General features: G+C 68.2%; 13 protein-coding genes and 1 tRNA gene. 7 read left to right on the top strand and 7 right to left on the bottom strand.

What is annotated here, in order from left to right; all coding sequences use genetic code 11:
* Positions 1-33 precede the first annotated feature (33 nt).
* Both OHA30_RS15260 and OHA30_RS15255 read left to right on the top strand, forming a co-directional pair.
* Entirely contained in the window at positions 34-732 is a 699-nt protein-coding gene (locus OHA30_RS15260; protein ID WP_328914384.1) for a hypothetical protein, read from the top strand.
* Between the two features lie 205 nt (positions 733-937).
* Positions 938-1,222 carry a DUF397 domain-containing protein gene (locus OHA30_RS15255; protein WP_328914383.1) on the top strand — a complete coding sequence of 95 codons (285 nt, stop codon included), beginning with the start codon at positions 938-940 and terminating at the stop codon, positions 1,220-1,222.
* Here the strand turns inward: OHA30_RS15255 and OHA30_RS15250 are convergent.
* The 4 genes from OHA30_RS15250 to OHA30_RS15235 all read right to left on the bottom strand — a co-directional run bounded on the left by OHA30_RS15250 (position 1,198) and on the right by OHA30_RS15235 (position 15,246).
* Complete coding sequence (locus OHA30_RS15250) at positions 1,198-1,704, bottom strand: hypothetical protein (protein ID WP_328914382.1); 507 nt, start codon at positions 1,702-1,704, stop codon at positions 1,198-1,200. The genes OHA30_RS15255 and OHA30_RS15250 overlap by 25 nt on opposite strands.
* Before the next feature lie 69 nt (positions 1,705-1,773).
* On the bottom strand, positions 1,774-5,895 hold the full coding sequence (locus OHA30_RS15245) for an Eco57I restriction-modification methylase domain-containing protein (RefSeq protein WP_328914381.1): 4,122 nt from the start codon (positions 5,893-5,895) through the stop codon (positions 1,774-1,776).
* Positions 5,895-8,849 carry a DEAD/DEAH box helicase gene (locus tag OHA30_RS15240; RefSeq protein ID WP_328914380.1) on the bottom strand — a complete coding sequence of 985 codons (2,955 nt, stop codon included), beginning with the start codon at positions 8,847-8,849 and terminating at the stop codon, positions 5,895-5,897. The genes OHA30_RS15245 and OHA30_RS15240 overlap by 1 nt, the downstream gene beginning before the upstream one ends.
* Positions 8,850-8,889: 40 nt before the next feature.
* Positions 8,890-15,246: a protein kinase domain-containing protein gene (locus OHA30_RS15235; RefSeq protein WP_328914379.1), complete on the bottom strand. Its 6,357-nt coding sequence runs from the start codon at positions 15,244-15,246 to the stop codon at positions 8,890-8,892.
* A 515-nt stretch (positions 15,247-15,761) separates the two neighbouring features.
* Between OHA30_RS15235 and OHA30_RS15230 the strand changes: the two genes are divergently transcribed.
* The 5 genes from OHA30_RS15230 (at position 15,762) to OHA30_RS15210 (ending at position 21,079) form a co-directional block, all read left to right on the top strand.
* On the top strand, positions 15,762-17,024 hold the full coding sequence (locus OHA30_RS15230) for a hypothetical protein (protein ID WP_328914378.1): 1,263 nt from the start codon (positions 15,762-15,764) through the stop codon (positions 17,022-17,024).
* A gap of 175 nt (positions 17,025-17,199) precedes the next feature.
* Complete coding sequence (locus OHA30_RS15225) at positions 17,200-19,236, top strand: nuclease-related domain-containing DEAD/DEAH box helicase (RefSeq protein WP_328914377.1); 2,037 nt, start codon at positions 17,200-17,202, stop codon at positions 19,234-19,236.
* A gap of 613 nt (positions 19,237-19,849) precedes the next feature.
* Positions 19,850-20,119, top strand: coding sequence for a hypothetical protein (locus OHA30_RS15220; protein WP_328914376.1), 270 nt, complete (start codon positions 19,850-19,852; stop codon positions 20,117-20,119).
* A 50-nt stretch (positions 20,120-20,169) separates the two neighbouring features.
* Positions 20,170-20,505 (top strand): hypothetical protein, encoded by a 336-nt coding sequence (locus OHA30_RS15215; RefSeq protein ID WP_328914375.1) that lies wholly within the window; start codon positions 20,170-20,172, stop codon positions 20,503-20,505.
* 307 nt (positions 20,506-20,812) lie between these two features.
* The gene (locus OHA30_RS15210; protein ID WP_328914374.1) at positions 20,813-21,079 is read left to right on the top strand and encodes a hypothetical protein; all 267 of its coding nucleotides are present in this window, start codon (positions 20,813-20,815) and stop codon (positions 21,077-21,079) included.
* A gap of 169 nt (positions 21,080-21,248) precedes the next feature.
* Here OHA30_RS15210 and OHA30_RS15205 read toward each other — a convergent pair whose 3' ends face one another.
* The 3 genes from OHA30_RS15205 to OHA30_RS15195 all read right to left on the bottom strand — a co-directional run bounded on the left by OHA30_RS15205 (position 21,249) and on the right by OHA30_RS15195 (position 24,419).
* Complete coding sequence (locus OHA30_RS15205) at positions 21,249-22,622, bottom strand: hypothetical protein (RefSeq protein WP_328914373.1); 1,374 nt, start codon at positions 22,620-22,622, stop codon at positions 21,249-21,251.
* A gap of 739 nt (positions 22,623-23,361) precedes the next feature.
* A tRNA-Pro gene (locus tag OHA30_RS15200) sits at positions 23,362-23,435 on the bottom strand.
* Positions 23,436-23,447: 12 nt separating this feature from the next.
* Entirely contained in the window at positions 23,448-24,419 is a 972-nt protein-coding gene (locus OHA30_RS15195) for a metallophosphoesterase (protein WP_328914372.1), read from the bottom strand.
* Positions 24,420-24,437 lie beyond the last annotated feature (18 nt).

Below are 24,437 nucleotides of genomic sequence, written 5' to 3'. Positions count from 1 at the left end.
ACAACCGAACGAGCAGTGCAAGGTGCCGTCATCGTGAGGCGCAACGGACCTGTAGGGGCAGTAATGAATCACGCAGGGGACGAGCTCGAACCGTCTCGGATCCAGAAGGCCGTCGAGGCCATCGTTATCACACCGGAGGCGGCCACTGAGCTAGTAGGCGGTTATTATGCGACTTTCCAGGAAAAGTTCAAGCGGAAGCCCGAGAGTCTGGAGGACAAGCGTCGGATAGCCGCCAAGATCATCGGCCGATACTCCAAGTTTTCGGCAGCTGCCGGGGCGGTCACCGCAGCCCCGAGCGTAATTCCGGGGGTCGGGACGGCGGTCGCAGTCCTGGGTGGCGGTGTCACTGATATCGCCGTTTCACTCAAGCTCCAGGTAGACATGTGCATGTGCCTGGTTGAGGTGTACGAGACCGAGCAGAACAGTGAGGATAAGAAGCACCTCGCCTTCGTGCTCGCGTTGGCAGGTTCTGCAGAGCAGATGGCGGCGAAGGGTGGCAAAGCAGCGATCCAGAAGATCGCTGAGAAATTGGTCTACCAGTACCTGCGAGGGCCCGCCTTGATCACGATCAAGCAGTTGTTCAAGCGGGTGTCTATCACATTCACCCAGAAGTCGGCGGCGAAGGCGATTCCAGCCGGCGTAGGTGTCGCTTTCAGCGGTACAACCAACTACGTCCTGACGAGGGTGGTGGGAAAAGTTGCCGTGGCCATCCTGGCCAAAGATGTGAAGTAGCAACGCTGCATCTTCCGACGGCTACCAACAACTGCGGAGAGTGTGCCCTGTAGCTGGCCCAGCTGAAGACCTCCGGCTGTCACCAGTCCGAACACGTCGCGATGGCTTGTTGTGGGTCTTCTTTCATGAACGCCAGCTTCGCGCAGGGTTATCGCGATGTGCCAGTCCTGTTACTCGTACATCGGCGATGTACGAGTAAGCAGCGATGACCGAGTCCTTGAAATGGTTCAAGTCCAGCTACAGCGGCAGCGAGGGCGGAGCCTGCGTCGAGGTGGCCGCGCACGCGCGGGTCTCGAGGGCCCCACCTTCACTTTCGACCCTTCCGCATGGTCCGCGTTCACGACGTTCGCCGCCCCACGGGACGTACCGAACTAGTAGCCCCATCTGCCGGGAAGATCTCAGGGTGTGCTATCCGGAGCTGGACTGCCGGGGCGGTCGGCGCACCCGCGCGGTTACAGCTCTGCCCTATGCTTCGTCGGTGGGGGCGTAGCCGGGAGCGGCACGGTTGATCTGGCGATTGCCGAGGTCAGGTGCTGGCGTGGGCTTTGGCTTCTGCCTGGCTTGTGCCGTGGCCTTCTTCGCGGCCGACTTCTTGCTGTTCGCCCGCGCGGCGCGCTTCAGCCTTTCCTTGCGGGCGTTACTGGCGGCCGGCGTGTTGCGTGCCTGGAACTTCTTCCGCAGCAGCGAGAGTTGCTCGCGCTCCTGTTTGGTCTGGTCGGCGGGAAGCACGTTGACGAGTGCCCGAGCGTGGCTGAGCATGTAGCGCGCCTGTTGCCAGCGCTTGGCGTTGATCGCCGTGCGTATCTCTCCGATGGTCTGCCGCAGCGCCTTGAGCTTCCCATCCTGCCGCCGGGGCAGAGGAAATTCGGCCCCACTCCCACGCCGCTGCCCGACTGCACGGGTAACCCAATCGGTGCCCGAGGACAGTATGACGACCGAGCGCGGGTTGCTGGTCTGACTTCGACGTACCACCGGGTTCCCCTCCCTTAAGCGACCTCGCCCTGGGCGGCCGGCGGTTGCGGCTATCCGGGGGTGGTGGCGTCAGCCGTGACGGGGCCCCTGGCCGGGGGGCGGGGTGAGCGTGGAGCGATAGCCGCCGGGCTCGCCCTCGGTGAGCGGGTTCTCCAGAGTCAGGCCAGCGGCGGCCATGCGGTCATACTCGGCGAGGATCAGCGCCTTGGTGCGGTACGTGCCGTGGGCCTTGATGTCGTTGTCGCGGGTGACGTTGAAGGTGTCCATGATGTAGGCGGTGTCTTCGCGGTCGATCCCGTAGAGGTGGAAGAAGAGGGCGTCCAGTTCGGCCCGGATGACTGCGCGGCGATCGGGGTCCCAGCGGAAGGGGTCGCCGGGGTCGCCGAGGTCGCGGGCGAAGGGGGCCATGTCGTGTGCGGTGTAGACGAGTTCGAGGACCCGAGGCACGAGGCTCATGGCGTGTGGGGCAAGCTGGCCAGGCCCGAGGAAGGGGAGCTGCTCGAACTGGAAGAAGTTCAAGTTGGTCCCGCCAAGCTTCTGACGCAAGACGTAGTCCAGAGGCAGGGCGGCAGAGTTGGCGTAAACCAGGCCCGCTTGTTCATCCTTGCTGAGGAGCAGAATGTTGCCTGAGTCGCCCAGCCCACCTTTGGGGAACATGAAGGTGATGGCGGTGCGCTCATCCGAGGACCGACAAATCTTGCGGAACCCCAGCACCCAGTTCCGGGTCCAGCCTTTGCCGCTGAGTCGCGTAGTGACGCCGGCCTCCTCGATCTCTGTGCTGTTCTTATCGGACTCGCCCGTGGGAACGTCCTGCTCCGGAACCCAATAGCGGGGTAGCGGGGTGGCGGCTGGATCCTGATGCTGGTCGACGGTGAGGCGCGGCAGCGTGCCCACTGCGAGCTGCTTCTCCGTGGCACCTTCGTACGTGGAGAAACGGTGGTCGTAGTGGTGCAGCATCTTGGCCTCGTAGAGCGGCAGTAGGCGCTCCTCACCGCGCACCAGCACGTTGCCGTCCAACTCCCAGCCCGCTTTGAGGAGGTCGTCGAAGGTCTCGCTGTTCTGGGCATCGGGGCGGAAGAGGTGGGAGTCATTCGACATGTGGAACATCGTCATGAAGGTGATGCCCCACGGGTTGCCGACCGCACCTTTAGCCTCCTCGATGAGGACCGGGACACGTCGGTAGATGCCGAGGGTGATCTCGGCGTCTCGTGGCTCACGGAAGACGGGGCACGTGCCAGTGTTCGGGTTGAGGAGTTGGATGTCGCGGCCAGTCAGGTGGTAGGCGCGCTCGGTGATCTGCGCGACCTGGCGGAGCCGGAAGGCGATGGAGATTGGAGTGTCCGGGGAGCCCGAGCCTGCCATGCAGAACAGGGCGAAGTTCACGCGGTGGTCAACGCCAGGGAAGATCCGCTCTTCGTTCTCGAAACCGTAGAGCGCGACCAAGTGCCCCTTCGTGACGAGGTCCTTGAAGAAGAACTGCGTGGTCGCATCCGTCGCGATTCCCGTCGGAACGATCACGCCGGTCCGGCCGCCCGGCCCGGTGAGCGTCCGATCCGTCTCGGCGAAAACCGCGTACGTGTTGATGTCGCCGCGCCCGTTCAGGGGGAAACGGTTGCTCATGCGGAGGAAGTGGCTCTCGCCCTCCGCGCGGCGCTTGGCTGAGCCGAACTCGGCGAATAGGCGTGCCCCGTCCGGGTCGTTGCGCAGGGCGGCGATAAGCTTTTTGCGAGCAGCGGCGTTTGTGGCCTCCGCGATACGCGGGTCGCGCTGCGCAAAGAACTCCTGTTCCTGGAGCTTGACCCGCTCCCACGGCGGGTTCCCCACCACCGCGGCGAAGCCGCCGGCCCATCCCGTCCCCGGCTGGACCCCGGTGCCCGACTCCGGGACGGCGAACACCTCCGGGAACTCCAGGTGCCAGTGGAAGAAGTGGTACTGGTCGCGCAGCCGCAGGATCTCGGCGTGAGTGACGTCGGGGACGGCCGCCTGGTCGCGGGAGCGCAGGGCGCGGAAGACCTGGTCGGTCGGGGCCTCGGGCGCACCCTCGTGCTTGGGCCAGACGAAGGCCGCGCACCACGCGTCGGCGGCGTGCAGGTCCTGGACGTACACGCTGGACTCGACGTATGCCCGGTACGCGTCCTCCTGGGCGCGGACGTGCTCCAGGAGGTCGGCGCGGGCGGTGGTGATCCGGGCCAGGGAAGTGGCGTAGTGCTCGTTGCCGGGCAGCGTCTCCGTGTCGAATGCCAGCTCGTCCTGGCCGCGCCGCTGGGACTTGTTGCGCTTGACGAGACCGGCCGCGTACTTCTTGTCGTCGCCCTCGATCGGCTTGAACGCTTCGTCCGGAACGCCGCCTACCAGCAGCTTCGGTGTCGCGCCGATCAGGCCGTTGCCGTGTCGGATGTGCGCGTCCAGGAATCCCAGTGCCTTGCCGGGCTCCAGGGCTTCCAACCACAGGGAGACCTTCGCCAAGTCCACAGCCATCGGGTTGAGGTCGACGCCGTAGATGCAGCGGGCGACGACCTCATGCAGGGCGTGTCGCACGGCGTCGACCGTGGGCTCCGGGTTGCGCTCGCGGACCGATGCCACGCGCTTGGCGATGCGGCGGGCCGAGGCAACCAGGAAGTGGCCGGAACCGCAAGCGGGGTCGCAGACGGTTAGGGACAGTAGCTCGGAGACGATGTCGTCGGCCGGGTCGGCGTGGCCCGCCTCGGCGGTGATCTTCTCGCCGCGCTTGACCGCGTCGTCTATCACCGGGTCGAGCGTCGTATCCAGTAGGCACTCGATCAGTGACGACGGAGTGTAGTAACTACCCGTTGTCTTACGGCTGTTCCCCGCGACCTCGATCAGTTCGAAGCTGCGGTCCGCCGCCGAGTGCTTGGGCTCCAGCTCCAACAGGGACTCGTAGACCGAGCCCAGCTCCTCCGCGTCCAGGTGGCGGTAGTCGACGGGGCGCCAGCGGCGCGCGCCCGAGTCGCGGACCTGGGCGAGGTGGCGGACGGCGGTCAGCAGCGCCTCGTTGGACAGCTTCAGGCCGTCGAGTGGGGTGTCGGCGTCCGCGTGGGAGAAAAGGCCGCCAAGGCCGGGCAATCCCAGTTCGGGGCGGCCACCCTCGGCGCCGAGGGCAGCCAGGACGATGCGCAGGGCCTCGTACTGGTCGCCGTGGGCCGTGCCCTGGCGGCGGCGGGCCCGCTGACGCAGCCGGGCCGAGGAGAAGTACCTTTCGTACGCCTCCCGTTGCCGCTCGTCGGCCTCCGGGTCGAGCAGAGCGTCGCGGTCCTCGGCGACGAAGACGAATAGCAGACGGTAGACCAGGCGCAGCAGGGCGTCCCGAAGTGCCTTCGGGTCGGTGTCCTCGCGCAGCCGGGCATTGTCCGGGTGGCGCAGGAAGCCGGTGCCGAGCGTCGTCAGCGCGTTCTGCACGCCCAGGCGCAGCTGGTCCAGGGCGCGGGCGCCCGAAGTGACGGCCTCGCCGCGCCACTTCTCCAGCCAGCACCCCGACGCTGCCGCCCCTTCCGGCACCGTGAACCGGGACGCGTGCAGAACTGCGTAGAGCAGCACGAACTCGCTGAACAGCTCACCGTCGAAGATGGCCTCTAGGTCGAACTCGACGTACGCGGCCGTCGCGAAGGACGACGAGTCGCGCAGCAGCCGCAGGCGGCGGCCGTTGGTGAGGACCGCCCACAGGTGGGCCTCGGTGCGGTTGAGGCAGTCCTGGAGCATGGACTGCGCGGGGAGCTGACCGGGGGCCGGTCGCTTGTCGAGTTCCTGGTTCCAGGGGATCAGGTGGACGAGGGCCGGGCCGTGGCGGTGGGAGACGGGGAAGCGCTTGTCCGGGTCGGAGTCGGCGGGGATGCCGGCTGGGCCGACTTCTGACAGCGTGCCGAAGTCCAGCTTGCGGAAGAGCTGGGCGAGCCAGTCGGTACTGGCCCGGCCGGTCGGGTCGGCGGCGGGCGCCCCGGTCGTGGGATCGGAGGGCAGGGCTGAACGCAGGTCGCGCCAGAGCGGCTTGAGGTATTCCCAGGCGCGCTCGGCCTCGTCCCGTACGGGTACCGACGCGGGCAGGCCGTAGTCAGCTGGCCTGGTGCCCGGCAGGTTCCGCGCCTCGGCGATGCGCAGCAGCATGTCGGAGGGGAGCAGCCCGCCGACCGTGGTGACGGTGGTGAAGGCCAGAGCGGTACGGGTGGCGGCGGGCATCAGGCTTCGGCTCCGGACACGGTAGAGGCGGCGGGGGCGGCCGGCGGCAGGTAGACGTAGACACCGAGAACGTCGGCCGGCTCCTGTGGGACGACCGTCAGGCCGCGGACGATCTCCTGTCCGGCCCTGCGGACCCGGCGGTGCGAGGCGTCGAGTTCCGCGGCCAGATCGGTGCCGTACTCGGTGAGGTGAGCGGACAGATCCGGCAGGCCGTCCAGGGCGCGGGCGATGTGGTTGCGGGCCAGCTGCTCGTGGGTGTTGGCAGTTGCGCGGGCTGCGAGGAGGGCGGTGGCTGCGTCGTCGTCCAGCCAGCGGGCGCGTGACGGCATGCCCTCGTAGGCGAGCAGGCGGGCGTCTTCGGCGACCAGCTGCCGCTCGCCGGTGCGGGAGGGCAGGGTGAGGTGGAAGCGGTAGCGGACCAGCAGGAGTGTGGTGCGGGTGACGACCGCGTCCGTGGTCACCACACCACAGCGGCGGGCGGGCCGGGGGCCGGCCGTGTTCGCGTCCAACGCCGAATCCAGGACGTAGGAGGCGATGGCTCCGATCGCCGGGTCGGTGCGGACGAGGGCGGCCTCGCCGCGGCCGATCGCCGGAGTGGTCCGGAACGGGATCTCGCGATCCTCCTCGACGAGTCGGCCGCCGAGTGTGGCGGCGAGCGCGTCGCGGAGGCCGGCCGGGGCGCCGCCAGGCTGGGCGGTGAAGTCGCCGCTCCCGTCGCGCGGGTCGCGGACCAGCGCGTCCAGCTCGCGCAGCGCCTCCAGAGCGAAGTCCCTGACCTCTTCGGCGCCGCCGAGCGCTGTTCGTACGGCGGCGACCTCGCGAGCCACTTCCTCCGGGTGGATGGCGCGCTGGGCGTACTTGGAGCGGGAGGTCCGCTCCCGCTCGGCGGCCGAGCTCCACTCGCGCTCGATCCGGTCGAAGGACTCCTGGTGGCCGTCCAGGTCGAACAAACTGTCCTGGCTTCCCTGCCGTCCGTGCAGCAGCAGCCACTCCACGAGGGCGTCGGTAACGCCGGAGGCGGTCTCGTCGGGCACGGACACGGAGATGCCCAGGTCCTTCTTGATCTGCCGGTGCTTCTGGAACAGCACCTCCAGGACCTTGCCGTCGATACCGTTGTCCTCGCCGAACATGGTGATGACACGGACCTGGTCGCGCTTCTGGCCGTAGCGGTCGACGCGGCCTTCGCGCTGGTCGTGGCGGGTCGGGTTCCAGGCCAGGTCGTAGTGGACGACGGCGTCGAAGTGGTGCTGGAGGTTGACGCCCTCGGACAAGCAGTCGGTGGCGATCAGCACGCGGCGGGCGGCCGGGTCGCCGACCTCCCCGGCAGACTCGGCGGCGAGCTGCTCGATGCGCTCCAGCCGCTGCTGTGGGGAGACGGTACCCGTCACAGCGGCGATCCTGGTCTTCTTGCCGAGCTTGCCGTCGAGCTGCTTGGCAAGGTACTCGGCGGTGGGGATATAGCGGCAGAAGACGATCGGGTTGTAGCCGTCGGTGATCAGGTTCTTCAGATGCCGGGTGAGTGCCTTCAGCTTCGCGTCCTGGGCCGGTCCGACGAGCTTCTCGGCCCGCTCGGCGAGTTCGAGCAACCGGGCACCCGCGTCCTCCGACTCGGCAGCGCCCGGAGCGACGTCCATACCTTCCAGTCGGTCGTTGTCCGTGGAGTCGGCGGCCACCAAAGAACCCAGCGCGTCGGCTTCGTGCACGGTACGGGCGGCGGCGGACTCGGAGCGGGTCTTCAGCGTCTGCGCGGCGGCGGCCGGCGAGGAGACCATCGAGCGCAGCAGCGCGATCACCGACCACCAGGCGATACGGGCCTCCCGCTGGCCCTGCTCGCCAGCGGCCTGGACGCGGTCCCTGGCGTAGGCGATGGCGTCGTCGAGCAGCGCCCGGTAGTCGGGGGTCAGCTTGTACGGCTCGTCCTTCGTCCAGCGGTCGGACGGGAAGGCGGTCCGCTCGGCGAGAGAGTCGTCGGCGAGGCCGTCCTCCCTGGTGAGGTATTCGCGGACGTCGGCGCGCTTGCGGGCCACGAAGTGCTCGGCAAGCCTGGCCCGTCCGGCCGGGGAATCCAGATCCAGAGCCGCCAGTTCGGGCCGCACCAAGCCGAGCAGGTTGCGGAAGGCGGACTCCTTGCCGGAGTGCGGGGTCGCGGTCAGCAGCAGCAGATGACGGTCCGCCTTAGCAGACACCTTGCGCAGCAGCTCGTAGCGGAGCTGGTTCGCGCCAGATGACGCGCCACTCTGTCCGGCGTCGTCAGCGGCCACGCACGTGTGGGCCTCGTCGACGATCACCAGGTCGGGGCAGTGCCGTACGAAGTCCTCGCGGTGGCGGGTCGACTTGATGAAGTCCGTCGAAATGATCGTGAACGCGTGCTTGTCGAACAGGGACTGGCCCAGCTCCAGACCGCGCTCCAGGCGGGATACCGTGGAGGCCAGGACCAGTTCGGCGTCGATGCCGAACTTCTCCCGCAGCTCGCCCTGCCACTGCTCGGCAAGTGCGGGGGAGCACAGCACCGCGAGCCGGGTCGCCTCACCCTGCGCGAGCAGTTCCTTGGCGATCAGACCCGCCTCGACCGTCTTACCGATGCCGACGTCGTCCGAGATCAGCAACCGCACGGTACGTTGCCGCAGTGCCATCAGCAGCGGGACCAGCTGGTAGGCGCGGGGTTCCACTGCGATGGACGCCAACGAGCGGAACGGGCCCGCCCCCGACCGGAACCCGATGCGCAGCGCCGTGCGCAACAGACCGGCGGCCCGCTGATCCCCCAGGTCGTCCGGGCTCGGCGCCGCGAACTCGGCTGGATGCACGTCCTCGAACGCGGGGAAGACGGCCGCGATGTCGTCCTCGCTTCCGCCCAGCGGACGCAGCACCAGCATGTCGGGGGCGCTCTCGGGCAGCACCACCCACTCGCGGCCGCGGGCCGCAACCAGCGAGCCGGCTGTGTATGTGAGGCTCATGAAGTGTCTCAGTTCCTAGAGGTCGGAGCCAGCGAGGCGATCAACGGATGGTGAAGTAGGCGGCGTTGTTGTCCGTGATGGCGTCCCAGTCCGCGTCCGTCGGGAACCGCAGGACATCCCAGCCCGCGTCCTCCAGGCGATAGCCGGCCTCGATATCGCGGGTGGAGTCGGGTGTGTGACCGGGGATGTCGACGAACACGGCGAGGTTGGCACCGTCCAGATTGAAGACGAGGTCCGGGCAGGCACCGGCCACCTGGACGAGGACGTTGACTTCGTCCGGCAGCCGGTAGCCCTTTGCCTTGAGCCAGCCGACCATGTCACCCCGTGCGACGAGGGCCGCCAGATCCGCCTCCAGCGAGCTCAGCGAGGACGCCGGGGCGACGCCGGGGTCGGCGTTCGCGCCGGCGGCTGCCGGAGCCAGCCTGCGGAAGTGCTCGCTGCGGGATTCGCCGCGGTCCTCCCGTTCGGTGTGGGCGCCGGCCAGCCGCGACAGCAGCGGCCGTGCGGCGTGTCGGCTCAGCTGGCGGTGGTGCGCCTGGTTGGCGTAGGTCAGCAGGCAGGCGTAGCAGCCGCGGGCGCACTTCTCGTGGTCCGTCGGCCCGCCTTGGTCCTCGCCGGTCTTCGCGTCGAAGTGGCAGATATCCAAGGCCGTACGTGCGGCCTTGGCGAGGGCCTCCTTTTCGTGCTGGATCCGGCGCAGGACACCGGCGCCGCCTTCGGCAGCCTCGGTGAACAGCATGCGGCGGCGCGGGCCGTCGTCCGGAGGCAGCAGCTCCGCGGTCAGCTCGGAGTCCTCCAGTTCGAACGCCGCCGCGATGCCGCGCTCCAGCGCGTACAGGAACGACAGCGCCACCGGTTCGGGCTGCGGCTCGTCCAGGGTGACCACGAGGATGTTGCGGCGGTCCTCCACATACGGCAGGACCCGCTTCTTGCGGTGCTTTTCGTTGCCGCCCTCATCGACGACCGGCATGCCGGTGCCCTCGATGGCGTCCGCGGCGGCCCGGTCGTTGAGCCAGCGCCCGTCGCCGAGGTCCAGCCAGTAGCCGTCCGGCTCGCCTTGCTTGTCGCGGACGCGCCCGAGATTGGTGATGCGGACCGTCGCCGAGTCGCCGTAGTCGACATCGAGGACAGGACTCCCGTCGGCGTCACTCACATGAGAGGTGAGGCGTCCTGTGCGGGCACCGTGGTCCTGGAACGCGTAGGACGTCTCAAGGCGGAAACCAGCCCGGCGGCGCTCCTCCTCGTCGGAGGAGATCCGCTCGCGCGGTGTGGTGTACACGGTGTGCATGTGCAAGAGGCCAGTGCGCTTGCCCGTCAGCGGCTCCCCGCACATCGCGCAGATGTCGGCTCCGACCTTGACGTCGTAGTGGTAGCCGCAGCCGTCGCAGCGCCGGGCCTCCGCCGTTGCCAGGTCGCCGGACGCGTCCGGCGGCAGCTGGACCCGGGTGACTTGGTACCGGGCGCCCTCGTGATAGATGAGTGCGCCGGGGCCGAACTCGCGGATCGCGAGAAAGCGCGGGCGCTGCAGGTAGTCGCCGTCGGCGTTACGGCGGTTGCCGGAGCGCGGGATGTACGCGGCCAGCGGAAGACGCGGGAAGCTGTAGCCGGGCAGGAACCCCTCGGATGCCAGATAGCGGTACGGATTGAAGTCACTCATCACCGACTTGCTGTCGGTGGATCGGTTCAGCAGCAGGTTCGTCTGGGTTTCCGCCTCGCGGCGGCGGGAGCGCGCCCGGCCCTGCTCACCCGGAGTGAGGGTATGGTCGACGACGCGCCTGTTCTGCTCGTACTGGTCGATGACGGCGGCCCGGAACAGCTGGCGCCACCGGTCGAACGAGGCGTCGAACTTGTTCGGGGCCCGCTCGATCCGGTCCTCGATCCATTCGTCGTACCACCAGGTGGTCGCCTGGAAGTCCGCGATCAGCGGGCTGAGGACGGAGCGGGCGGCAGCGACTGCGCGCCGACGGGCATCCTCGTCCAGAGACAGGTCACGGATGTGGTGGAGCAACGGCAGCGGCATGTGGGGGTCGGGACGGTCGCCGGTCTCCGGGTCGTAGGCGACGTCGACGATGTCGGGGATAGCGGCGCCCAGCTTCATGCCGGTCTCCGCCAGCCAGATGCCTTGCAGGTGGGAGCGGACCAGGTCCTCGTTGGCAAGGTCCAGGCGCGGCGGAGCCACCTGCCCGGACACCATGTCCTGGGAGCGGCGGAAGTAGTACTGGTCGTGACTGTTGCCTGTCGCGCAGTATGTGGCCACCAGCGCGGGCTGGCCGCTGCGTCCGGCCCGTCCGGACCGCTGCGCGTAGTTGGCTGGGGTCGGCGGCACATTGCGCATGAGCACGGCGTTGAGCGAGGAGATGTCCACGCCCAACTCCATCGTCGGCGAGCAGTACAGCAGGGGCAGTTCGGCGTTCCGAAACTGCCTCTCGCGCTCCAGCCGGTCCTCCGGCGTGACCTGCGCGGTGTGCTCCCGCGCGAACAGGCCGGCCAATTCGGCCGCGGCGGTCTTGTACAGGTCGCGGAAGAACGGGTTGACGCGGGGACCTTCACCGCTGCTGTACGTGCGCGCCAGAGGGTCGACCGCACCTCGCTCGCCGTTGCCGGCCCGCCAGATCAGGGCGGCGGCCGACACCCGGTAACCGATGCGCTTGTCCGTTGCACGGCGGCGGAAGGCGGGTCCTGAACGTTCGGGGGCCACCTCCACCTCGTTGACCAGCTGCGCATCCCGCAGCACCTTCAGCAGGTCCTCAATGACGCACTGGACGTCGTCCTTTGGCAGGTCGCGAAGTTCCGGCATGTTCCGCCGCAGATACTTGCCGAACTTGCCAAGGGCCGACAGGAACAGCGCGGAACGCTCCATACCCGGCCGTGAGCCGTACGGGTAGGCGGTGCCGACAGCTGGCCGGTCGCTCTCGCCCAGCACCCACGGTCCGGTGAGGCGTTCCTCGCTCGCCCGTTGCAATGTGTCGAAGTCGTCCCGGAAGTACTGCACGTCGATGGCGAGGGCGCGCCGCATGAAGTCGAGCAGCGTACGGGCGACCTCCTCGCGCAGCGCCGGGTCGGCGCCCCGTAGCACGGCGTGGGCGGACTGCCAGCGCTCGGGCTTTTCGGCGATCCAGTGCAAGTCCTCGTAATCGATCCGCAGCAGCCCCGTCTGCTCCAGGTTCGGCATCGTGACGCGCCACCCGCGCTCCAGGTCGCGGTAGAGGCGGAACCCCACGAGATCACGGAACGCCTTGACCGCCCGCCGCTCCATGGACGGCGCCAGGTCCGTACCGGCCGCGTACTCGAGCGGCGAGAGCCCCATCACCCCCGTAACAGCCTCGGCGAGGTCGTCGTGGTGCAGCCCATCCTCGCCCGCCCGTACCGCGGCCTGGTACAGCGCGCCACGTAGCTGCGTCACCTGCGCGAAGTCGTTGAAGTGGCCGGCCTGCAGTGAAGCGTCCTGCCGGTTGTCGACGAAGGTGAGCAGCTTGCGCGCCTCCTTACTGAGGCTCCCCGCGGGCACCGCCCGCAGAGACTTCACGATCGACGCGGAGATCAGCGAGGCGGCCGATGAGCGCCCTTCCTGGTCCAGGGTGGCCAGTTTGGCGAAGTCGCGGCCTCGGGTCTGCTCGTAAGAGACCTGGCAGTGCACACAGAAGAGGAACGGCGCCGGGACGAATGCCGCCACCAGCCCCTCGACGGACTCGTTTCCGAATGCGTCCACGATGACGCGCTTGGGCACCCGGGGCCGGTACGACTTCTTGACGACCGTCATGCCCTGTGTGTCCGGCTCCAGCCATGATTCCGGCAACCGCCGGTCGTCCACGGCCTTCTGCGGATCGGCCGGCCACTCGTAGTCCTCGCCGGGCATGCCCAGGTACAGGTAGCCCTCGCCGTCGCGGCCCCCTGAGGCGGAGGTGTTCCGGCGTGGCTCATACCGGAATGTACCGCCCTCCTCGGCACGCCAGACGGTCAGGTACTCCTGGCCGCACTCGCGGCAGAAGGCCAGGGGGAACAGCAGCTTGCCGTCGCTGTCCGGCTGCTCCAGCTGGTAGGTGCGGGTCAGCGGCCGGGTGAGCGGATCCTCGAGCGTCGTGTAGACGGTGTCGCCCTTGGAGAGAAACTGGTGCAGTCGGAACGCGAACAGCGGTCGTTCCGTCACCGGATGCTTGGCCTGCGAACCCGCCTCCAGGGTCGTCCGGATTGCCCCACGCACGGCCTCCTCGGCCACCCCGGACTGGGCGCTGAGCTCGGCCGCGGCCGTCTCGATGGTGACAGGGGAACAACGGCGTAGCCGCTCCGTACCCTCCTCGCGCTCCAGACCGAATCGGGACTCGATCCAGCGGGCGAGCGGATCCTTTGTCAGTGCCTCGTACGAACGGGGAGATGCCGGCACCCGCAGCCGCTCGGCGGGCACGTGTGCGGGGGCCTCCTCGGTCGCACGGACCAGGGTCTCCCCGATGACCCGCTTCGGCAGTAGCGTCGTTCCGAACAGCCGCCCGGCGACCTTGGCCACCTCGCGTTGCTGTTCCTCCCAGGTGCCTTCGGTGGACATGGTCGCCGAGGTGCCGATGCACTGAAGGGCCGCCGATGCCCGGCAGGCCTCACGGACCCGCCGAATCAGAAACGCCACGTCTGCGCCCTGTCGGCCCCGGTAAGTGTGCAACTCGTCGAAGACGAGGAACTGCAACCCCTCGGCCATGCGGATCAGGCTGGAGCGATCGTCCGGCCGGGTCAGCATCAGCTCCAGCATCACGTAGTTGGTCAGCAGGATATCTGGAGGGTTTTTGCGCAGCTCTCGGCGCTGTTCGTCGGACTCCTGGCCGGTGTAGCGGGCGAAGGTGACCGGCTCGCGGCCCGCTCCGAAACCGTGGCGCAGATACTTTTCCAGCTCCATCAGTTGCGAGTTGGCGAGCGCGTTCATCGGGTAGACGACGATCGCGCGTACCCGACCTCCCGCACCCGGCCCCGCCGCTTGACGCTCCTTCAACACTCGGTCCACTATCGGAACGATGTACGCCAGCGACTTGCCCGAACCGGTACCCGTGGTGAGCACATAGGAGTCGCCCGCCTGCGCCGCCTCGACAGCCTCCCGCTGGTGGCGATGGAAGGTCAGCGGTCGGCCGTCCGGACGGAGGGAGGTCTCCTTCTTCCCCGCCTGGAAGATCTCCGCGCACCGGGGATGCAGCACCCCGTCCCGCACCAGGTCGGTGACCTGCCCGCCGTCGGCGAAGAACGGGTTCAGCGACAGCCACGGATCGGGCCACTGCGACTTCGCGGCCAGGTCCTCGTTGACGAAGCCCTCAATACGAGCGTCCCGTACCACCGTCGCGCTCTTGGTGAAGTTCTCGTACTCCCTGACCAGGTCGGCGTGGATACCGAAGACGTCCATCGCCTCCGGCAGGCGCGGCTCCCTGCGAGGCGCGGGCGCGGGCTCGGCGGGGGCAGGCTCGGGCAGCAGGGCGCGCAGCCGCGCCACCGGGTCCATCACTTGCCAGTGCGGAGCGAGCAGGGCGGCCGTGTCGTCCGACGCGAACGCGAGGGGGACCAGCACCTCGCGGACCAGTGCGGCGTTCTCGGGTCGCAGTTCGGCGTCCTTCTCCAGGAGACGGTCCACAAGCCGGACCAGCTCGGACGGCAGATCCGGGCGTACGAGGGTCAGCTGCGGCGGCTTCGCGTGCTGGTGCTGCTCGGACAGCTCATAGGGGGTCTTGGCGGAGAACGGCGGCTGTCCGATCAACAGTTCGTACATGATGCAGCCGAGCGCGTAGAGGTCCGCCAGGGCGGAGACCCGCTCGGCCCGGAACTGCTCAGGCGCCATGTAACGGGCCGTGCCGATGCTGACGCCCGTGCTGGTCAGGCGCGTCTGGTCGGGATCGTCGACGATCGAGCCCATGCCGAAGTCGAGGACTTTGACGGTGCCGTCCTGGGTCAACATCACATTGGCCGGCTTCAGGTCGCGGTGGACGACTCCGGCCGTGTGCGCGGCCGTGAGACCGGCGGCGATTTGCGCCCCGATCGCGGCGGCCCAGGAGACCGGGAGCTGGGGCTCCTCGTCGATAAGGTCTGCCAGCGGATGGCCGTCCAGCAGCTCCATGGCCAGGTAGGGCAGTCCGCTTCCACCCGGCGTCTGGTCCACGCCGCCGCCGATCAGCAGGGTGAGGTTGGGGTGTCCCTGGGACAGCATCCGCATGATCCGCACTTCGCGGCGGAAACGGTCCACTTCTTTCCCGGGGCCCGAAGCATCGACCGCGACACCGGTCCTGCCGCGCAGTACGGTCTTGACGGCGACCTCGCGGTGCGGGGAGTTCGGGGCTGCTTGGAGGTCCTCGGCGCGGTGCACCTCGCCCATGTTCCCGCGCCCCACGATCCCCGTGATCTGGAACCGTCCCGCGATCGTCTCCATGCCCATCGGCCCTCCCCATCTGCCTCGTCCGAGCGCAAGGTGGCTGTATCCCCGCGGGGAGTGTACACCTTCTGGTATCGAGAAGAGTGGCAGCATTGCGTTGACGTTGTCAACGGGATAGTGCGGGTCGTCATGCAGTGCTGCGTTGGTACTGACGCCCACGTTGCTGTCGTTCAGCTCCCCGACTCCTCTTTTGGGGTCGTACCGCCTGGGCGCCCAGTCGACGGCCGCACCGCGGCGGCGTTGGGCGCATGGATGACATCACCCCAAGTCGTCCAGGACCGGTGGGGAGCAGAGGCAACGCATCAGTGAGATGAAGCCCGCCAACGCCCCGAGGCGAGTAGCTGCGCCTGGCTGAGGTCGAATGTGCGCTGGGCGCAGGTGTTTTCAGAAAGCGAACTCATCGGGATGCGGGATAAACAAGCTGGCAAGCAAGGAACTTGATCCTACTGCCGCACGGCGGCCGACCGCGGGAACCCGCTAACCCTGCCAATGTCAGTATCCCCTTCTACCATTGAGGGATGGCTAACGGCGTGTGGCACACCCGGTATGGCATAGAGATCAACTTGTCGCTGCCTGACCTCGGTTACCCTGGGCGACCCGACCTGCTCCGTGAGATCACCGCGAGCGTCGCCGAGCGCGACCCGCGACTGCTTGAATGCCTCGCACATCACCGCGGGGAGAAATGCCTTTCGGAATCGGGCGGCAAGTCGCCCTGGATGTTCGTCCGCCGTGGCCGGGTCGGCGGCAGCCGGCCTCTGGTCGCCTCCCATCTACCGGTAACCCACAAAGAGACCCCGGCGGAGAGCGCACAGCACAAGGCCACGAAGGACAGGGTCGTCGACACCGCCATCGAGTTCGGCCTGGAGGCCGAGTCCGAGGTGGCCACGGCCAACCGGCGGAGTATCTCGGATGCCATCGTCACCGGGCCCGACGGCCTACGGATCGGGTGGGAGATCCAGTACCACCATCTCAGCCCGAGCAGCGTGCACCGGCGGTCGGCCAACGCCGTGGACCACGGGATCACGCCGCTGTGGGTCGCCAAGGACCGCACCGCGTCCCTGATCGACCGGGCGCCGTGGGTCCGTGTCGACGACATGCCCTGGAAGGACATCGCCGATGGCAAGGAGATGCTGATCCGCGGTGGATACCGGCACCTCCAGGTCTGGAAGTGCGTGCCGAGCAGCGAACGCCACTGCCTCATCAGCGAGGGGGCCGGTCACTGCGGGGCCATGCACGCGGACTGGTTCGTGCCGGCGCTGTGCCTGCCGGAGAAGAGACCGGTGCACGTGGAGGACCTGGTCCTGCAGAGCGCCACGGGCGAGAGCGTTCCGGTCTACGTGCCGAACCGTGGCGGCGGCCGTGCCGGCCGTCACATGTGGGTGTCGGCCGACGACCGCGCCATCTGGGAGGAGTTGGTCGGGGAGAAAACACTCCCGCCCGAGGCCCCGGCCCAAGAGGACGACGATCGGATCACCTTCGCCGAGCTGGAGCTCGACCGCACTTGCCGCGCCGGGGAGGACGGTTGGTTCGCCGACGACGCTCGCCCGCTCCGCGATCTCGGCCAGTCGACCGGAGGCTTCACCCTTCCCCGATTGCCTGTCCAGCGGCCCCGAGACCCCTTGCGGGTCACCGACGTGGAGCGTGTCGCGGCGTCGTACGCGCTGGGGTGCCCGCCGTGGGAGCTCGGGCCGTGCTCCGGGTGCGGTCAGCTCATGCGCAGGTACGGGCGGTTCGCCGCCATGTACTGCCGTGTCTGCCGCCATGTTCTCAACGGCCGGTAGCGGGAAGCTACGCCGGGGTGGCCGCTTGCCGAGCCCAGGGCTCGGCGGACGGCTCGGCCTGCCGGCGCTATTGCGCAGCGTTCTATGATCGTTGCGCCGTGTGAAAGGGGTGGGGGCCGTGGGGACGGGCGGATCGGTGGGACGAAGGGCTCAGGAGGCGCGACGCCAGGAGCGGTTGCTAAGAGAGCAGTGGCAGGCCGCGCGGCACGAAGCCCGGCGGTGGGAAGGCGCGAGCGAGGAGCAGCGGCAGGCGGCCGCGCAACTCCTCACCTTGACCGGCCGGGCGGGCTGGCGGCTTCTCGTGGACCGCCATTGGCCGGGCAGGCAGGCGGCGAACGTGTACATGCTGCTGATCGGCCCCGCCGGCGTCTTCGTGATCGACGTCAAGGACTGGCGGGCCGACCCGCTTGTTGTCGCCGGCGGACTCGCTTCCGCCGGTGAAGCGCGTAACGACGACGTTCAGAGGCTTCTGGGGGTGACGCGCACGGTCGAGGATGCGTTGGCGGAATTCGGGATGTCTCCTGTGGCCGTGCAACCGCTCATGGTCTTCGCCGGGAAGCAGGTCGACGCGGCGTCGTTGGGAAGAATCCATCTTCTCGGGGAGCGTGAGGTCGGTCCATGGCTCCTGGCCGGCAGTCGTCGGCTCCTTCCGCCCATGGTGCGAGCTGTCGCCGAACATCTGGAGCGGACCCTCCCGGAGTACGAGAACTCGTCGGTCTCGGAGGCCGCGCTGCCGGCAGGCGCAGGGGCACCTGACGCCGAACCGCTCGGGCTCTTTGACATCGAGGCAATGCGGAATGCCGCCCTCGACGAGGCGATGCGCGCACCCATCGAGCGGTGGATGACGTTCCTCCACCCCGACCAGGTCGCGCTGGTCCGCCGCAATTGGGCGGGGCCCGCCAGGATCAGTGGCCCGGCCGGTACCGGCAAGACGGTGGTCGCCCTGCACCGCACGGCCCACCTGGCCCAGCGCACGACGGGCCGCGTGCTGTATGTGACGTTCGCGAGCAACCTGCCACGGGTCCAGCAGACGTTCCTGTCCTCCGTGGCCCCGCACGTCGCGAACCGGGTCGATTTCCACAGCCTGCATGCCTGGGCCTTCGACTACCTGCGAGCACGGGCCGTGCAGCTGAACGTGAACGGGGAGAAGGCGGAGACCGCATTCAGCCTGGCGTGGAAACGCGTGGGCCGCGAGAGTGCTCTGGCCGAGCTTGTCCCCCAGCCGCAGTACTGGCACGACGAGATCGCGTACGTCATCAAGGGCCGCGGCATCACGACCTTCGCCGACTATGTCGCCGTACGGCGGCGTGGCCGCCATACGGTGCTGCGAAGCCGCCACAAGGAGGCCGTTTGGGCCCTCTACCAGGCATACGAGTCGATCCGTGCGGAACGCGGGGTGCATGACTTCAACGACCTTCTCTCCCTCGCGCTGGCAGAAGTGCAGGGCGGCGCCATACCGCCGTACGCCGCGGTGATCGCCGACGAGGTGCAGGACCTCACACTCGTCGGAGCCAGGCTCCTGCACGCCTTGGTCGGTGACGCGCCGAACGGGCTGCTGCTGGTGGGCGACGGCCAACAGGCCGTCTACCCCGGTGGCTTCCGGCTGTCCGACGCGGGCATTGAGGTCCGCGGGGACCGAGGCCAGGTGCTGCGTACCAACTACCGCAACGCCAAGGAGATCCTTGACACCGCACTGGAGGGCGTCGCGGGGGACTCCTTCGAAGACATCGACGGCGTACGCCTGTCGGGAAGGCGCGACGTCGAACTCATCCATCACGACGGCGTGGTGGAGCGGGTCGAGCGGTCGACGTCTGAAGAGCACGACAAAGCGCTGGTCGAGGTATTGAACAGCCTTGACGCCGAGCAGCAGGCGGACTCAGCCGTGCTGTGCTCGTCCAAGCGGACCATGGACCACTACCAGTGGCTCTTTGCCCAGTTCGGCATTCCGGTCTTCCTGCTGGAGCGTTACGACGGCCACTCGGTGCCCGGCGTAAAGCTCGGCAGCTACCGCCGTTCAAAGGGACTGGAGTTCAAACGGGTCTACCTCCCGCGATGGGACACGGCAGTGCCCACGGGCGAAGGGAGTGCGGAGGCCGCCCGCGAGCGTCAGGAACTTGCCCGGCGCCAGCTCTTCGTCGCGATGACGCGCGCCCGCGATGTCCTCTGGCTGGGCAGCGTGTCGGAAGCGGCGAACGCCGGGAACTCGGACTGAGGTCGACCTCCTTTGTGCTTTGGCCTGCATGAGGACGTGGGTGCCGCTCGTGCGCCAGCATCGGCGGCGTTGAGGTCGATTGCCAGTTGCGGCAGCGACAGGGCCGGGGAAGTAGTCCGTGACAACGGCCTACGGGTAGCGGCGGGTCAGAGGCGGTCCTGGACCCGGCGGCGGTAGTTCAGATCGCCCTTCATGGGCGTCAGCATGGCGGAGCGAAGTCCTCGCTGAGGTTGGCGGGCAAGTCCATGTACGGGAAGGGTGCGCGAGAAGGACAAGGCGGCTGCTGGTGACTGCTTCACGCGGCCGCTCTTCCATGCGGGAGGCGTGGCAGGATGCGCCGGTCATGCGATCGGTGATGAGGCTGGGCGAATTTTGCCAAGGCTGCTGGTCGCCCCAGTTCGTTAATTTGGGAACGAAGTGGAGCGGATGAAGAGCGATGAGCGACAGGTTGGGGGTCCGTCAGCCGGAGGCTGCCGGACCCTGGTGATCAGTGTTGTCCTGCGGGCTGTGTCAGACCTCCGTGGAAGGCTCCGCAGTATCGACTCGGGAGTGTGGAGGGGTGGTTGAGGTGTGGAACGAGGGAGACATCTGGCGGCTTCGCCGGGGAGAGGAGGTGGTCGGCGAGATCCTCGTTGAGGAGGGCGACTTCCCCTGGCTGTCCGGGCGCTTCGTGCCGACGGCAGGCTTCGCCGAGGTGAAGCCGCTGTTCGAACGTGAACTGGCGCTGACCGAAGAGGAGGACCGGGACGAGTGGGACTCTGTGGTTGGCGAGATCAACGTGAAGCTCCAGCTTGTCGCACCGGCGGGGCCGGTGGCTGAGTTCTTGCTGCATGTCGAGGGCGAACGGGCCTGGTTCCGGTGGATTGACGATCCAGTCGACTGACTGGTGTTCCGCCGGTGATGTAGGGCCGGCCCGCGCGAATTAGGGTGCGGATGTGCGGCGCCCTCTGGTTCTCTTTGACCTCGATGACACCCTTGTGGATCGGCGGGGAAAGCTCGCCGACTGGGCTGCTGGATTCACGGCCCGGCACAGCACACCACGATGTCGAGGTCGGACTTCTCGGTTCGGCGTTCCATCACGACGCTGCCGCCCAAGAACGCTGCTCTTGCGTCGGCATGGTGTTCTTCGACAACGGCCCGGCTGCGCGGGATGGGCATCCTGGTCATTCCCGCGAGTCGCATCCGGCGAAGGCGGGCTGGGGCGCTGACCGGTTCCGCTGGGAGGAGGCGCTGGAACTGCTCGGCCCCACCGTGGACGTGCGGCGGTGATCACTCTCTCCGGGACGGTGTTTCCCGCGCTCCAGGGCGTGATGGGTTCTTCGGGTCTCGGCTGCGAAGCAGGGCTCCGCTCTTCCGCTCACGGGTCGCGGCCAGGCACGTGTTGCCGCTCGTCTCAGCTCGGAGCGGCTTGACCTGTCCATCGCTCGTGTTTCCACGGCTGGTTAACGCCGGACCCGTCCGGAACCGGCGACTGGAAGCTGTTCGCGGATTTCACGTACACACTCCTCGACGGTCCGGCGCGCGGTATCCACCCACGATGTGGTCCCGTGGCCAGGCCTCGTAGGCAAGGTCCTTGATGTCGGCCCAGGAGGGCATTGGCAGACCCGGGATGCGCACGGTGCGCCCGGTTGCTCCGCCGTCGGTGCTCGGCCGGATCGGAGCACACCATCTTGACCTCGGCGAACAGCACTTCCAGGTCGTTGGCCAGGCCGAGTCGGCCGCCGCGGGAGGCAGCGATCGGGTTGACGCACTCGGCGATCACGTCGAGCCCCTGCCGCAGATGGTCCGCGGCCAGCGCGTGCGCGACGGTGTAGCCGACCGGCTCGGGCGGCAGTACTGGTGACTTTGCAGCCTTCCAGAGCCCGCCATCGAGGGCATCGCCGCAGATCAAGGGCTCGCTCGCGCCGTTAAGTCAGTGGTATTGCATCTAGATGGGCTTCCGCAAGTGGGTGCTCAAGGCCGGAGAGCCGGTTCCCGTGGCGGGAACCGGCCCTCCGGGCGTGGGGACGGGGTCAGTTGACGGTGAGCGCGGCCGTGTCGTTCGATGTGTTCGTGTCGAACGCCGGGTGCCCGGCCGGGCCCCAGTCCATGGAGACGGAGCCCTGGGCGCCCGGGATCACCTGGTCGACGCGCAGGGTGAGGGAGAAGTCCGTGACGGCGCCGGCCCTCGAGACGATGCTCTGACTCGAGCAGTAGTACCCACCGCCCTGCTGATGGCAGTTGGCGGAGGAGCTGACGGGCGATGTGCCCGGCGGCAGTTGGACGTCGACGATGCCGACGATGTCGCCGCTGCGGTAGAAGATGGTCGCGGGACCGTTGTTGGTCATGGCGAAGTCCAGCGTCACGGTGTCGCCCTCGGCCGCGGTGGCGCTTGCGCCGGTCACCGAGAAGTCCGCCGTGTTGGCGGCCTGCAGGCTGGTGATGCGGTAGTTGCCGTGCGTGCCGCGCTCGGACAGCGACACGACGCCGGACGGCGCGTCGTTGGCGGCTCCGGGCGTGATGACCTTCAGCGTCAGCTGGCCGCCGGCGCCCTGCGCCCACTGGTGCCCCGCGGCCGACTGCTGGATGCCAGGGTCACCGGTCGGCGCGATCATCGAGTCCAGGTAGGTGTAGTACGCGGTCGATTCGACGTTCAGCCGGACTGCCGGCGCGAGCGCGGCCTTCTCCCCCGGCAGCACCTGTCCAGGGATGGTGCACAGCGCCATCTCCGCCACCATGGGGCCGCCATCGGCGCTGTACTCGCAGTTGGCGAAGTGCTTGGCGAACCCGATCCCGGGTGACGCCCACAGCAGCACCTGCGTGCCGTCCGCAGCGCGGTCGCCGATGTTGGTGAAGCGCACCGGCTCGTTGACGGTCGACCCGACCGCCAGGTCGGTCAGGTTCGTCGGCTGGGCCTGGTTGTAGGCCGGTCCGCCGATCTCCACCGTGCCCTGGCCGCCGACGATCGCCGCGTTGTTCGCGGTGCCGCTGATCGTGTAGCCGCCGGACGACCCGACCGGCGCGCCGGCCTTCGCCTTCACGGTCATCTGGGTCTCGGCGCCGATCGCGCCGACACCGGTCAGGTCGTCGTAGTAGAACAACTCCCCGCAGCTGGCGACGTGCTGGACCACCGTGCAGTTGCCCGAGAACGTCACGCTCGCGATCTTGGAGAGCTTCGTCACGTCGATCGTCAGCGTGGCGCTGGTGCTCAGGCTCTTCGCCGTGGTCGCGAACGAGAGGTAGGGCATCGCGGTCTTCGATACCCCGGCCAGGATGGCCGGGGAGACCGCGACCGGCGCGATCTGCTGGAGGGCGATGACCGGCTGGTCGTCTGCCTGCGCCGGGACGGCGGCGACCCCGGTGAGCGCCAGGCCCATCGCCGCGCCGACGACTGCGGTCAGCGCCATGGCACGGCGATTCGGACTGTGTTTCATGCGGTTCCCCCCACATAGAGTTCACAGGGTGTGCGCAGGACAGGCTAGGCACCGGCAGCTGGAGTTGACCATTCCGGTCTCGCGCCCGGCGGGGCCAAATCCGGCTGATCCAGCATGAACACCCTGCGGCTTTGCGGACATTTGACGAGCGCGTAAGAGTGCCCTGACCTGAGGCCTTCGCTCCGGCTGCCCGGCCGTTCCGGTCCACTGCGCCGTGGTACTTGAACTCGATGGCGTGCGGGTTGAGGGGCCGATGCAGAGGACGTCTAGGTATTCGGCGTCGGTGGCGTCGGGTGCGTTCTGGCGCACTTCCAGCCTGGACTGGATCTTGGGCGCCAGTTCCCACAGCACGCGCGCGAAGCTGTGCTGGAGGTCCGCTTCGGAGTGGAAGACGGGTCGGTTCTGCCGGAGCTTGGCCACATGACCTCGGTCAGCGGTACTTCTCCGGCGATGAGAGTTCCGGACGTCGTTACGGCCCCCGAACCCTGTTCCGCTGATCTGTCCTGCATGTGGCCTCCCCCGGGTTGGCAATCCGTGGGGGCGACCGTAGCGCCGTTGCTCGGGCCGTCTCAGGCGTCCTGCCCAGCCGGGCCGCTCCCGCCCGGGAGCCGGATGTGAAGGTTGGCTTCCAAATGGCTCCCAAGACGCCCCCGGGAACGAATCAGGGCCCCGATTCCCGGAGGAATCAGGGCCCTGACCTGCTGCTATACCGTCGGGGTGGCGGGATTTGAACCCACGGCCTCTTCGTCCCGAACGAAGCGCGCTACCAAGCTGCGCCACACCCCGGTGCAACGGGGTTTACTTTAGCGGACCCGGGGCCTGAGGAGAAATCCGGTTTCGGGGGGCCGGGGTCAGGGTGAGGAGCGTGGCCTCGGGAGGGCACGCGAAACGGACCGGGGTGAAGCGGTTCGTGCCGCAGCCCGCGGAGACGTGGAGGTAGGACGTCGAGCCCGTGGCCGTATGGGTGGACAGGCCCTTCACCCGGTCGGTGTCCAGGTCGCAGTTCGTGACCAGCGCGCCGTAGAAGGGGATGCAGAGCTGGCCGCCGTGGGTGTGGCCGGCCAGGATCAGCGGGTAGCGGTCGGCCGTGAAGGCGTCCAGGACCCGCAGGTAGGGGGCGTGGACCAGGGCCAGGTTGAAGTCGGCGTCGGGGTCGGGGCCGCCCGCCACCGCGGCGTAACGGTCGCGCTTGATGTGCGGGTCGTCCAGGCCGGTCAGGCCCAGTACGGGGCCGTGGTCGAGCTTGAGGCGGCCGCGGGAGTTGCTGAGGCCGACCCACCCGGCCGCGTCGAAGGCGTCCCGCAGGTCGCCCCACGGGTTGCGGATGACGCCGTGCGCGCTGTGGCTCTTGCCGTTGAGCCCGTGCTGACCGCGGGCCTTCTCCGCCAGGTAGCGGCCCGGATTGCGGAACTTGGGGCCGTAGTAGTCGTTCGAGCCGAAGACGTACGTGCCGGGGAACTCCATCAATGGGCCCAGCGCGTCCAGCACTTCGGGTACGGCGGTGGGGTCCGACAGGTTGTCGCCCGTGTTCACCACGAGGTCGGGACGCAGTCCGGCGAGCGACTGGAGCCAGCGGCGCTTCTTCTTCTGGCCGGACACCATGTGGATGTCGGAGAGCTGGAGGACGCGGATCGGCCGCATGCCCTCGGGCAGCACCGGGATCTCCACGCGTCGCAGGCGGAAGGACCGCGCCTCGAAACCGGCCGCGTACGCCACACAGGCCACGCCGGCCGCCGTCACACCGAGAGGGATTCCGTATCGCGCGCGCATGCTCCCATCGTGTCAGAG

The organism is Streptomyces sp. NBC_00223 (assembly GCF_036199905.1).
Lineage (GTDB): Bacteria > Actinomycetota > Actinomycetes > Streptomycetales > Streptomycetaceae > Actinacidiphila.
The sequence above is the reverse complement of the archived record's forward strand: the minus strand, read 5'-3'. Positions and strand labels throughout refer to the sequence as shown.

Bases quoted from the DNA above. Each gene is read 5' to 3' on its own strand.
- OHA30_RS15255 (WP_328914383.1), top strand. From the start codon at position 938: ATGACCGAGTCCTTGAAATGGTTCAAGTCCAGCTACAGCGGCAGCGAG.
- OHA30_RS15245 (WP_328914381.1), bottom strand. From the start codon at position 5,895: ATGCCCGCCGCCACCCGTACCGCTCTGGCCTTCACCACCGTCACCACG.
- OHA30_RS15240 (WP_328914380.1), bottom strand. From the start codon at position 8,849: ATGAGCCTCACATACACAGCCGGCTCGCTGGTTGCGGCCCGCGGCCGC.
- OHA30_RS15235 (WP_328914379.1), bottom strand. From the start codon at position 15,246: ATGGGCATGGAGACGATCGCGGGACGGTTCCAGATCACGGGGATCGTG.
- OHA30_RS15230 (WP_328914378.1), top strand. From the start codon at position 15,762: ATGGCTAACGGCGTGTGGCACACCCGGTATGGCATAGAGATCAACTTG.
- OHA30_RS15215 (WP_328914375.1), top strand. From the start codon at position 20,170: ATGTGCGGCGCCCTCTGGTTCTCTTTGACCTCGATGACACCCTTGTGG.
- OHA30_RS15210 (WP_328914374.1), top strand. From the start codon at position 20,813: ATGTCGGCCCAGGAGGGCATTGGCAGACCCGGGATGCGCACGGTGCGC.
- OHA30_RS15205 (WP_328914373.1), bottom strand. From the start codon at position 22,622: ATGGCGCTGACCGCAGTCGTCGGCGCGGCGATGGGCCTGGCGCTCACC.
- OHA30_RS15195 (WP_328914372.1), bottom strand. From the start codon at position 24,419: ATGCGCGCGCGATACGGAATCCCTCTCGGTGTGACGGCGGCCGGCGTG.